Annotated in this window: 8 protein-coding genes and 1 pseudogene; 2 read left to right on the top strand and 7 right to left on the bottom strand. The window is 71.7% G+C overall.

The genetic code is table 11. The features are described from left to right. The first annotated feature begins 80 nt into the window (after positions 1–80). Positions 81–1,106 carry an arginine N-succinyltransferase gene (locus D7X74_RS03010; protein WP_120531389.1) on the top strand — a complete coding sequence of 342 codons (1,026 nt, stop codon included), beginning with the start codon at positions 81–83 and terminating at the stop codon, positions 1,104–1,106. On the opposite strand, the gene D7X74_RS03015 is transcribed toward D7X74_RS03010, so the two are convergent. Next, the gene (locus tag D7X74_RS03015; RefSeq protein ID WP_120531390.1) at positions 1,090–2,127 is read right to left on the bottom strand and encodes a lasso peptide biosynthesis protein; all 1,038 of its coding nucleotides are present in this window, start codon (positions 2,125–2,127) and stop codon (positions 1,090–1,092) included. The genes D7X74_RS03010 and D7X74_RS03015 overlap by 17 nt on opposite strands. A gap of 65 nt (positions 2,128–2,192) precedes the next feature. Here D7X74_RS03015 and D7X74_RS03020 point away from each other — a divergent pair, with 65 nt between their 5' ends. After that, positions 2,193–5,339 carry an ABC transporter substrate-binding protein gene (locus D7X74_RS03020; protein WP_120531391.1) on the top strand — a complete coding sequence of 1,049 codons (3,147 nt, stop codon included), beginning with the start codon at positions 2,193–2,195 and terminating at the stop codon, positions 5,337–5,339. 9 nt (positions 5,340–5,348) lie between these two features. Here the strand turns inward: D7X74_RS03020 and D7X74_RS03025 are convergent, their stop codons facing one another. The 6 genes and pseudogenes from D7X74_RS03025 to D7X74_RS03050 all read right to left on the bottom strand — a co-directional run bounded on the left by D7X74_RS03025 (position 5,349) and on the right by D7X74_RS03050 (position 10,760). Next, complete coding sequence (locus tag D7X74_RS03025; RefSeq protein ID WP_120531392.1) at positions 5,349–7,562, bottom strand: hypothetical protein; 2,214 nt, start codon at positions 7,560–7,562, stop codon at positions 5,349–5,351. 74 nt (positions 7,563–7,636) lie between these two features. Beyond that, the gene (locus D7X74_RS03030) at positions 7,637–8,290 is read right to left on the bottom strand and encodes a DedA family protein (RefSeq protein ID WP_120531400.1); all 654 of its coding nucleotides are present in this window, start codon (positions 8,288–8,290) and stop codon (positions 7,637–7,639) included. 19 nt (positions 8,291–8,309) lie between these two features. Next, positions 8,310–9,209, bottom strand: a pseudogene (locus D7X74_RS03035) (radical SAM protein); the annotation flags it as partial. Continuing rightward, positions 9,206–9,445 (bottom strand): anti-sigma factor, encoded by a 240-nt coding sequence (locus D7X74_RS03040; RefSeq protein WP_120531393.1) that lies wholly within the window; start codon positions 9,443–9,445, stop codon positions 9,206–9,208. The gene D7X74_RS03040 and the pseudogene D7X74_RS03035, both read right to left, overlap by 4 nt. Before the next feature lie 65 nt (positions 9,446–9,510). Further along, positions 9,511–10,140 carry an RNA polymerase sigma factor gene (locus D7X74_RS03045; RefSeq protein ID WP_120531394.1) on the bottom strand — a complete coding sequence of 210 codons (630 nt, stop codon included), beginning with the start codon at positions 10,138–10,140 and terminating at the stop codon, positions 9,511–9,513. Positions 10,141–10,175: 35 nt separating this feature from the next. Next, positions 10,176–10,760: a DNA-3-methyladenine glycosylase gene (locus D7X74_RS03050; RefSeq protein WP_120531395.1), complete on the bottom strand. Its 585-nt coding sequence runs from the start codon at positions 10,758–10,760 to the stop codon at positions 10,176–10,178. Between the last annotated feature and the right edge of the window lie 376 nt (positions 10,761–11,136).

The following is an 11,136-nucleotide window of genomic DNA, read 5'->3' on the forward strand; positions in this document are numbered from 1 at the left end:
GAGGCTGACGGCCCGGGGGCGTGGTGTATGGTCGCGGACCCTTCCGGCGCTCCCTTCCCGGGGTGCCCCCTGCGTGCCCCATGCTCGTGCTGCGAGACGTCCAGAAAACCGACTTGCCCGGCCTGAAGCGGCTTGCCGCGGTGCTGAACACGGTCAACCTGCCGAACAACGAAGAGACGCTCGAGGCCATCATCGACAAGTCGGTGAAGAGCTTCGCCGGCCGGGTGAAGGACCCGTTCGAGCGCGAGTACCTCTTCGTGCTGGAGGACGTGCGCAACAACCTCATCATCGGCACGTCGATGATCATCGCCCAGCACGGCACCTACGACGCGCCGCACATCTATTACGAGGTGAGCGAGCGGGAGCACTACTCCGCCTCGCTGGAGCGCCACCTGCGGCACAAGGTGCTGTCCATCGCATACAACTACGAGGGCCCCACGGAGATTGGCGGCCTGGTGGTGGACCCGCCCTACCGCGCGACGCCGGACAAGCCCGGCAAGCAGTTGTCCTTCGTGCGCTTCCTCTTCATCTCCATGCACCGGCGGCTGTTCCGCCCGCGCGTGCTGGCGGAGCTGCTGCCGCCGCTGCTCCCGGACGGGCGCAGCCTCCTGTGGGAGGCGTGCGGGAAGAAGTTCACCGGCCTCACCTATCTGGAGGCCGACCGGCTGAGCCGCCAGAACAAGGAGTTCATCAAGGAGCTGTTCCCCTCGTCGGACATCTACGCGTCGCTGTTCCCGGACCGCGTGCAGAAGGTGCTCGGCGAAGTGGGCCCGGCCACGCGCGGCGTGCAGCGGATGCTGGAGCGGGTGGGCTTCCGGTACGTGGAGCGCATCGACCCGTTCGACGGCGGCCCGCACTTCGAGGCGGACACGGCCGACATCTCCCTGGTGCGCCGCTACCGCACGCTGAAGCTGACGGACGAGGACTTCGACCTGGAGGGGGATGACGTGCTCGTCGCCGCCGAGCGCGAGTCCGGCCGCAACCGCTTCCGCTCCGTGCGCTGCCACGCCCGGCTGGACAACACCACCATCTCCCTGCCAGCCCGCGCCAAGGAGATCCTCGAAGTGAAGGCCGGCGCGAAGCTGTCCATCATTCCCTTCGAGTAGCGCGCACCACGCGCCAGTCGCCGCGAAGGAGCGCCAGCCAGCGCTCCCCGGCTTCGAGGCCAGGGCCCTCCGGAGCAACCAGCGCCAGCGGCAGGTGCGTGTCCGCGCGCACCGGATCCAACGACGTCGGATCCAGGTCCAGCGTGCCGCCTCCTCGCACCGCCACGCGCACCCAGGCATGCGGCCGCGCGGGGCCGCCGTCCACCACGAGCAGGCCGTGCACCAGCCCCACCCGCTGGCCGCTCGCGCGCGCCAGGGAGGCGAAGCGCAGCGCGTGCGCCAGACACCCTCCGGCCTCGCCCTCCCCTCCTGACCGCCAGTCCGCCGCCGTGGGCCCCTTGTCCGGGAAGGCCGCGTGCACCTTCCGGGAGAGCGCCCGCGCCGCGTCTGGCGTCCAGTCCGTCATCTCCGGCAGACGGTCCGGGACGGGCGCCGTGGGCCGTGCCTGCTTGCTCGGCACGAGCTTCAACGCCCCGTCCACGCCGCCCTCCACCGGCACGCCATCCGCGAAGAGCTCTGGCGGGGTCCGGAGCCGTTCTCCCGGCGCCGCCACCGTGAAGCGGGACTCCCCCACGTCCAGCGCCTGCAGCCTTCCCCGGGCGTCGTAGCTCGCGCGAAAGCGGGCGCCCAGCATCGTGCCCTCGGCGCTCGTGGGGCTTCGCGACGTGACGCAGTGGGGCCCTTCCTGGCCGGACAATTCCTCGCGGCCCTTCACGCAGCCCTCGGGCGGCGGCCCGTGCCACAGCCACAGCGCTTGCGGCACCGCGTCCGCTCCCGCGACGCGCCCCGTGGCCTCCACGTCCAGCGTCACCTCGCGGACCCGCTCGCCCGCGCGGCCCTCGCGCACGTGCAGGTGCCGGCTGGTGTACGTGAAGCGCCCCGCCTCCAGCGACAGCGACACGGTCCCCACCGGCACGCCGCGCCACGCGAAGACAAAACGGGTGGATTCCCCGCTCGCGCGGCCCGTGCTGGCGGGGTTTACCTGGAGCACCAGCATGGCGACGGCGAGGAGGGCCTTCATGCGGGGGCGAGCATGCGTCGAATTGAGGACCGGCGCGAGAAGGCGGGTTAGCGTGCACCCCCTCCATGGGCGCCAAACGATACCTCTTCTCGTTCGGGCTGGCGGCGGCCCTGGTCTCCGCGCTGCTGCTGGGCCTGATGCTGCGCTGGGTGACGGGCTCGCCCGATGACCTGGCCGGGTGGGCGGTGCTGTTCTTCGGCGTGCCCTTCCTGTGGCTGTCGGGCAGCTACCTCGCGTGGTTCCGCTGGGCTTCGGTGCGAAGGCGCGAGCGCCGGGGGCTGATGGCCCGGCTCGCCGAGGGCGACCTCACCACGCCCATCCACCAGGGCTTCGAGGGCCAGGAGGACCTGCGCCGCCTCATCCTCTCCCTGCGCCGCGCCATGTCCCAGGTGCAGCGCGTGACGAGCAACCTGCACCGCACCGGCAACGGCGTGAGCGACCAGGCCCGCGTGCTGCTGGAGGCCGCGCGGCGGCAGGGCGGCGCGGTGGAGCGCACGCTCACCGCCGTGGCCGGCAACGGCACCAGCCTCCAGACGGCCGTCAAGCGCGTGCAGCACATCGAGACCTTCGCCCACGAGACGACGGGCGCGCTCCTGGAGATGACCGAGCGGCTGCACCAGGTGGTGGACGGCCTCACCACCGTCAACGACTTCAGCCAGCGCACCAGCGGCCTCATCCAGGACATGACGGAGCGGCTGGGCCACATCGCCGCGGCGGGTGACGAGCTGGGCCGCTTCGCCAGCGAGGCGACGGAGTTCGTCGGGCTGGTGGAGGGCGGCATCGACGCCGTGCGACGGCGCGCCACCGACACCAACAGCATGGCGCTCGCGGTGACGGCCACCGCCCAGCGTGGCGAAGCGCTGGTGGGCGACAGCGTGCAGGGCATGTACCGGGTGGAGGAGACGGTGCGCAAGGCGGCCGAGCTGATGGAGATGCTCGGCACGCGGTCGATGGAGATTGGCCGCATCGTGGACGTCATCCAGGAGATCGCCGACCAGACGAACCTGCTGGCCCTCAACGCGGCCATCATCGCCGCGCAGGCGGGCGAACACGGCCGGCCCTTCGGCGTCGTCGCCAATGAGATCCGCAGCCTCGCCGAGCGCACCACGCGCTCCACGCGCGAGATTGGCACCATGGTCACCGGCATCCGCGACGCGGTGGAGACCGCCGTGGCGCTGGTGCAGGAGGGCCGCGAGCAGGCCACCGCGGGCGTGGCCCTGGGCGACCGCGCGGCCAAGGCCCTGGGCGAAATCCGCACCATCACCCAGCGCACCTTCGCCGCCGTGGAGGCCACCGTCGCGGAGACGCAGCGGCTGGAGGCGCAGGGCGCCACCGTCGTGGAGGCGAGCCAGCGCGTGGCCCGCCGCGTGGAAGACATCACGCGCATGGCCATCGAGCAGTCCGGCAACGCGCGCGACCTCGTGCGCCAGATGCAGGAGATGGGGCGCGTGGGCCAGGGCGCCGCGCAGAAGGCGGAGGCCCAGGCGCGCACCGGGCGCGACCTGTCCGAGGCCGTGATGCGCCTGAGCGCGGCCATCGAGGAGCTGCGGCAGGCCCACCTGGTGCTCACCCGGGGCGATGCGTCCATCCGCGAGGAGGTGGCGCAGGTGCGCGAGGACGCGCGCCGGGTCATCCGCATTGGCGACGGGTTGGATCGCACGGTGGATCAGCTGAGCCACGAGACGGCGAGCCTGGAGGCGGAGGTGTTCCGCTTCCAGCTTCCACAGGCGCGGCCGGGCGGCACGCTGCGGGTGGGGCTGCATCAGGCGGCGTCCCTGCGCAACCGGCAGGCGGTGGACCCGCTGTTCAGCGTGGAGAACCAGATGGCGGAGCTGTCCGCGTGCGTGTTCTCCGGCCTGGTGCGGCTGGAGGACGGCGTGCTGGTGCCCGACCTGGCCGAGCGCTGGGACGCGGACCCGTCCGCGCGCCGCTACCGCTTCTACCTGCGCCGGGGCATCACCTTCCACGACGGGGCGATGCTCACCGCGCTGGACGTGAAGCACCACCTGGAGCGGTTGATGGACCCGGCGGTGCGCTCGCCGGACCGCAGCCTGCTGGAGGACGTGGAGGGCGCGCCGGAGTACTCCAGCGGCCTTGCGCGCGAGGTGACGGGCATCGAGGTGCTGGACGAGGGCACGCTCGAAATCCGGCTGCGCGAGCCCAAGGCGTTCTTCCTCCAGTTGATGGCGCTCACGGCCACCGCGGTCGCGAAGGTGGACGCCTCCGGGAAGCTGGTGGGCACGGGCCCGTTCCGCGTCGTGGGCCTGGAGCCGGACCGCGTGGTGCTGGAGCGCAATCCGACCTACTGGCGCGGCGGGATTCCGCTGCTCGACCGGCTGGAGTTCCTCCTGATGGAGTCGCGTCAGGAGGCGGTGCGCCAGATGCTGGACGGACGGTTGGACCTCGTGTCCTTCCTGCCCACCAAGCACACGGAGGCCAAGGGTCTGGAGCTGCACCAGTTGGTGGCCAGCACCACGCCCTCCACCGCGTTCGTGGGCCTCAACCTGCAGGAGGCGCCCTACAACGACGTGCGCGTGCGCCGGGCCCTGCGCGCGGGCATGGACATCCCGGGGTTGGTGGAGCAGTTCCATCCGGGAGCCCGGGTGGCCCGCACGTTCACGCCACCGGAGCTGCTGGATGGCGCGGAGCTGGGCCCCGCGCCCACGACGGACCTGGCGCTGGCGGAACGACTGCTGCGCGAGGCGGGGGTGCGCCGGTTGCAGCTCACGCTGCACCACCCCGCGGGCCGCGACACATCCGCCGAGGACGCGGTGCTCTTCCGTCCGTTGATCCAGGCGGGGCTGCTGGAGCTGCGGCACGTGCAGATGAGCCCGGAGGAGTACCTGCCGCGCCTGCGTGAAGGAAAGGTCCCGGCGTTCCGCACGCTGTGGCTGGCGGACTTCCCGGACCCCGACGTGTTCCTGCACTTCCTGCTCAACTCCAATGCGCAGACGGTGTACCCGCTGGGCTACCGCAACCCGGAGCTGGACCGGCTCACCGCCGAGGCGCGCGTGTCCATTGATCCGGAGCTGCGCTCACAGCTCTACCGGCGCGCGGAGATGCTGGCGCGCGAGGACTGCCCGCTCATCCCCCTGTACCACGACCGCACGCACGCGGCCGCGGTGGCGTCGGTTCAGAACCTGCGGCTGCACCAGACGCCGCCGCAGGTGCGCTTCGAGGACCTCTGGGTGGATCCGAGCGCGGGCGGCTGACCGCCGCGCTCACGGCACCGTCCGCCGTGTCCCGGACGGGCCGGCGTGGCGCTGGGGCCAGCCCCGGGTCTCCGCGCGCTGGCCCACGGCGTAGGACTCCAGGCGCCAGACGCCGTCGCGCTCAAGCGCCACGTGCACCACCTCGCCCGCGAACACCGCGCCCGCCACCTGCCCGCGGCCCGGCAGCGCGCACATGCCGACCTTGCGGCCGGAGCTGATCCACTCCAGCCACGCCTGCCGCTGACCACCGGGCAGCTCCGCGTCCGCCAACACGCTCACGGTGCCGAACTCCATCAGCGCGGCTTCGTACAGGGTGCCCGGGAGCACGGGCGAGGGCAGCACGTCCACGTCGTAGAGCGCGTGGCCGTCATCGAAGCTGAAGGAGCGCATCACGGTGCGAAGCTCCTCGCCGGGACACGAGGTGCCATCCGTGCGCTCACACGCGCGCGCGAAGGCATGGCCCACGGAGCCTCCAGGCGTCACCAGCACGGGCTCGGCGAGGGGCGACAGCGTGCGGAGGCCACCATCCCAGTCCAGCGCGACGGGCACGCCGCCATCCGTGTCCACGAAGGCCCTGGCGCCCACGAGCAGTTGTCCGGAAGCCAGGGCCAGGGACGGTGCGCCTCCCGACACCCCGGCATCGAGCGGTTCGAGCACCAGCGCCGAGAGGCCTCCGTCCGCGAGCGCGCTGGGGCCGAAGGACGTGAGGCCAGGGCCGCCATCCAGCCCGGAGCCCGCGTCCACGGAGGCTGTCTCCCAGGACGCGAACGCCAACCGTCCATCCCAGGGCGTGTAGAGGTACGCGCCGCGCGTGTCGTCCACGGCGAGCCTCGCCGCGCCGCCGCCATCCTCCTCGGGCCCCAGCGCCAGCGGCGCGCCTCCATCCGCGCTCAGCAGCACCAGCCTGGAGCGCAGGGGCTCCCCTACCGTGCCCGCGTCCGGTGCGTCCCCGCTCCACGTCACGGAGGTGAGCACGTCCCCCTCCACCGTGAGCGCCACGCGGCCCGCGCCCGTGCCGGGCACGCCCTCCGACACGCCTCCATCCGGGCTCGCGTCGGAGAACCCCAGCGACGTGCGCCAGCGCAACGCCCCCGTGCCTCGGGGGGCATACGCCTCCAGGGCTTCCGGTGCGAGCACCACCACGCCCGCGTCCGAGGCCGCGAGCAACGTCCGCGCGCCCCCGTCCTCGTACGGTGATTCGAAGCGCAGCAGTCCGTTCTCCGTGTACGCGGCCAGCCGGCAGCCCGCGTCTCCTCCGCACACCGAGGCGTAGACCGTCCCGTCGTCCACCAGCAGCACCGGTCCGCCGTCCTCCGCGACAGGCTCGCCGCCCAGCTCCGCGCTGAAGAGCGCGACCAGGTCCCCCGCGTCCGGACGCATGCACTCACCCGCGCTGCACGTGCCCTCGCCCTGACATGGCGTGGCGGGCGCGCAGACGAAGCCGTCCGGCGGCGTCACGGAGCGGCACGTACCACTGAAGCAGACCTGGGCCTCCTTGCAGCTCACCGCGCCGCAGGGGGTGAAGTTGGCGGCGTCCACCTGCTTGCAGCCCTCGTTGCGGTCGCACACGCCCACCTTGCACGGGTCGCGCGGCACGGGGCACTGGACGCTCGCCGTCACGCAGCCCTGCGTCGGCGAGCAACTGTCGACGGTGCACGGGTTGTCGTCGTTGCACGTGCGCGGCTGCCCCACGCAGACGCCCGCCTGGCAGCGGCCGTTCTCCTGGCAGCGGCTGCCGGGGATGCACGAGGCGCCGTCGGCCAGCGGGGACTCGATGCACTGGCCGGAGTCCAGGTCGAAGCGCGACTCGCGGCACTCCCCCTGGGGCAGGCACGCCAGGGGACGCACGCCCACGCCGGTGAGCTTCACGGTGGCCGTGGTGCGACCCGCGGTGAGCACCAGCGCGCCCGCCACCGGCGTGCTGCCCGCGGAGAACAGGATGTCCACCGTGCCCGTGCCGCTGCCCGGCACGACAATCTGGGACACGACCACGAAGAAGGGGCTCTCGGTCACCGCCGCCACCTCCACGCCCGAGCGGCCCGTGGCCACCAGCGTCAGCGAGCGGCGCACCTGCGTGCCCTCCAGCACCCGGCCGAAGTCCACCACCGTCTCCTGCGGCCGGAAGCTGGCGTTCGCCCCGCCCAGGCCAGAGTCGTCGCCACAGCGACACCCACCGAGGAGCAGCAACACCAGGAGCCACCAGGGAGCACGGGCACGGAACATGCCCCCGACTCAACCGCGCCACCCCGGGCCCGCGCAACGTGCGCACCGCCCTGCCCGGCCAGCCCCGTCCACTTTCACGGAAGGAAGGGGTCCCGCGAGGACGGCGACTGCTCCACGGGCGACGCACGCCGGCGCGCCAGCGCCCGCACGCCGAACCCCAGCCCCGCCACCACGAGCAGCCCGATGACCGCGTACTGGTAGCGCGACACGAGCACCGTCAGCCGCTCCAGGTTGCCGCCCACCGCCATGCCCAGCGCGATGATGAGCCCGCTGTGCGCGAGCGCGGACACCGTACCCAAAACCAGCGCGTTGAAGCGGGGCATCCGCGCCGCCCCCGCCGCGATGAAGATGACGCCCCGGATGCCGGGCAGGAACCGGTTCACCAAGAGCAGCCACGGGCCCGCGCGCCGCATCCGCGCCTGCACCGATTCCAGCCGCGCGTGCGTGAGCCCGAAGAACGAGCGCCCTGGCTGGGCCTCGAAGCGCTTCGCCAGCCACTGGCCCACCGCGTAGTTGATGAAGGCGCCCAGCACGCTGCCCGCCGTCACCACCACCAGCACCAGCCACCAGGGCTTCTCACCGCGCACGGCGTAGATGCCGCCCATGAGCACGATGGTGTCCCCGGGAAACGGCGGCACCACGTACTCCAGCATCGCCGCCACGCCGAGCACCAGGAACCCGAAGGGCCCCAGCGCTCCAATCAGCTTGTCGACGTGCTCGATCCACATCATCCGCGCGGCGCTATTCGGGCGGCAGGTACTTGCCCGTGGGGTCCGTCACGTCGATGAGGTCCACCTTGATGGGGATGCCCTCGAACGCGACCTTCAGCGCCTCCGCGTCCTCACGTCCCAGGTTGAAGCCCTGGATGGCCACGTAGGCGATCATCGCCCGCTCCCGCCGCGCCTCGCTGTACTCGCGGATGGCCTCGATGAGCTCCGGCAGCGGGTGCGTCTTCTCGATGGGGAGCACCTTCGCGCGCTTCTCCGGGATGGCGCTCGTCACGCTGAACGCCAGCCGGAACGGGTGCCCCTCGCGCGTGTAGCGCCGGATGGCCGGCACGTGCCCCGCGGTGGAGAAGGTGATGGCCGTGCCGGAGATGGAGAAGCCGGCCGGGTGCGAGAGGATCTGCGCCGCGCGCAGCGTCTCCTTGTAGTTGAGCAGCGGCTCGCCCATCCCCATGAACACCACGCCGCCCACGCGCCGGTCCGCCTCCGCGCGCACCTGCATCACCTGGTCCAGGATCTCCCAGGTCTGGAGGTTGCGCTGGAAGCCCAGCTTGCCCGTCATGCAGAAGTCGCACGCCAGCGCGCAGCCCACCTGGCTGGACACGCAGACGACGTACTTCTCGTCGAAGATGGGGATGCGCACCGCTTCGATGCGGCCGCCCAGCGGCGACTCGAAGAGGTACTTCACGAACCCGTCCTCCGCCTGCCGCCGCTCCACCACCTTCAAGGAGGGCATTTCAGCCTGGGCCCGGAGCAGGTCGCCTACGCGGCGCGGCACCTGGGGCGCCAGCGCGACCGCGTCCACGGTGGGCCGCGCATGGGCGAAGACGCCCGCGAACACCTTGCGCACCGCGGTGGCAGAGGGCTGGGCCGGCGCGAGCGCCGCTTCCAGCTCCGGCAGCGACAGGGATTTCAGGTTCACGAGCAGGACTTGATCTTCGAGCGCAGGAACTCGGTCAGCTTCGACGAGACCTCCTTGGGCATGCGCAGCGCCATGGCGCGCTTGCACAGCCCCGGAGTCGCCCGGTAGGTGCTCATGAACTCCTCACAGGGCTTGCAGCCCGACAGGTGCTCCTGGAGGTGCCGCGCCTCCTCCTCGGGCATCTCACCCTCGAGGAATTCCAGCAGGAGGTTGATGGAATCTTTGCACGTATACATCCGAACCTCGGCTGGCTGCGGCTCCCCTCGCTACTGTTCGAAGATGCCGAGGCGCCCTGGGGGTTTCACGCCCCGCGATTGTCCCGGTTGTAGAACAGGTCGATGGCCTCTCGCAGCGCGAGCCGCGCCCGATGCAGGCGGCTCTTGATGGCGGGGATGGAGTCCCCCGTCACTTCCGCGATCTGTTCGTAGCTGAGGCCGTCCACGTCTTTCAAGAGGAAGACTTCCCGATACCCCTCGGGCAGCCGGTCGGTCGCCTGCTGGATGGCCTGCCCCAGCTCCGCGTCCAGCGCCTTCTCCTCCGCGTCCCGGCTCCAGTCGGTGACGGGCTGGTCCGCCAGGGTGCCCCGCTCCGTGAATTCAGGGGTCTGGAGCTCCGCCTCCGCCGCCTGGGCCACCCGGCGGTGCCGCAGGCGCATGAGCGCGTGGTTCGCCGCGATGCGGTGGACCCAGGACCCGAAGGCCGCCTCGCCCCGGAAGTCCTTGAGGTGCTGGTAGGCGGACAGGAAGGTGTCCTGGGTGATTTCCGCCGCGTCCGCCTCCGAGCGCGTCATCCGCAGCGCCAGGCCGTACACCCGGTCCTGGTGCAGGCCCACCAGGGCCTCGAAGGCGGAAACGTCCCCGTCCTGGGCCCGCGCCAGGAGCCGCCGGTCTTCTTCCTGCCGGTCATCTTCCTGGGGGGCGTCGTGGGACATGACGCTTCCCACCCAACCAGCCGGAGGGTTCCGCGTCAAGGCCGACGGCGAGGCGCCCGGGACACGAAGCGACTGACGTGTCCACTGTCCCGGATCCACAACCGGAAGGGTTCAGCGGCCCACGCCCCGGCGTACTCCACGCCAATCCGGGGCCCCCGCTCCACCCCGGCGTCCGGCACCGGCGTGCCCGGCAGCAGGTGCAGCCCGTCCGAATCCAGCCGCTGCTTGTTGTGGTTCAGGTTCAACCCCAGCACCCGGCACAGCCGGCCCGGCCCGTCCGTGCGCTCGCCCGGGGACAGGCCCTCCACCGGCTCCACCGCCCGCACCAGCACGGCCGCCCCCACCCCTTCCGAGTCCGTCACCACGTTGAAGCAATGGTGCATTCCATAGATGAGGTACATGTACGCGCGCCCCGCCGGCCCGAACATCACCTCCGTGCGCGGGGTGAGCCCCTTGGAGGAGTGGCACGCCAGGTCGTGCTCCCCCAGGTAGGCCTCCACCTCCACGATGCGACCCACGCGCCGGCCCTTCACCCCATCCACCACCAGCAGCGTCCCCAGCAGGTCGCGCGCCACCTCCAGCGCGGGGCGGGCGTAGAAGGTCAGGGGGAGCGGGCTCATGGGGTGCGGTCCTTTCCACCTCTGGTGGGTGTCCGTCCACCGCCGAGCGATTCTCGCGGCCGCAACTTTCAACAGACAACCTCCGCGCGCTGAACAAGCAGGCACGTGTGAACACCTGGGTGACAGCAGTTCACACCGGCCCGTGGCTGGGGCAGATTGCGCCGCATGTCCACTCCTGGCCGGCTCTCCGGTCTCCTGCTTCCCCTCTTCTCCCTGCGTTCCCGGACCGACTTCGGCATTGGCGACTTCGGCGCGATGGATGGCCTGTTCGCCTGGATGAAGGCCGCGCGCCAGCGCCTGCTGATGGTGCTGCCCCTGCTGCCCACCGCCCCGGGCCTGTCTCTTATACACATCTGACGCTGCCGACGATCGCATA

Source organism: Corallococcus sp. CA047B, from assembly GCF_003612065.1.
GTDB classification, from domain to species: Bacteria; Myxococcota; Myxococcia; order Myxococcales; family Myxococcaceae; genus Corallococcus; species Corallococcus praedator.

Coding starts and splice junctions, on each gene's coding strand:
- D7X74_RS03010 (WP_120531389.1), top strand. CDS start 81: ATGCTCGTGCTGCGAGACGTCCAGAAAACCGACTTGCCCGGCCTGAAG.
- D7X74_RS03015 (WP_120531390.1), bottom strand. CDS start 2,127: ATGAAGGCCCTCCTCGCCGTCGCCATGCTGGTGCTCCAGGTAAACCCC.
- D7X74_RS03020 (WP_120531391.1), top strand. CDS start 2,193: ATGGGCGCCAAACGATACCTCTTCTCGTTCGGGCTGGCGGCGGCCCTG.
- D7X74_RS03025 (WP_120531392.1), bottom strand. CDS start 7,562: ATGTTCCGTGCCCGTGCTCCCTGGTGGCTCCTGGTGTTGCTGCTCCTC.
- D7X74_RS03030 (WP_120531400.1), bottom strand. CDS start 8,290: ATGTGGATCGAGCACGTCGACAAGCTGATTGGAGCGCTGGGGCCCTTC.
- D7X74_RS03040 (WP_120531393.1), bottom strand. CDS start 9,445: ATGTATACGTGCAAAGATTCCATCAACCTCCTGCTGGAATTCCTCGAG.
- D7X74_RS03045 (WP_120531394.1), bottom strand. CDS start 10,140: ATGTCCCACGACGCCCCCCAGGAAGATGACCGGCAGGAAGAAGACCGG.
- D7X74_RS03050 (WP_120531395.1), bottom strand. CDS start 10,760: ATGAGCCCGCTCCCCCTGACCTTCTACGCCCGCCCCGCGCTGGAGGTG.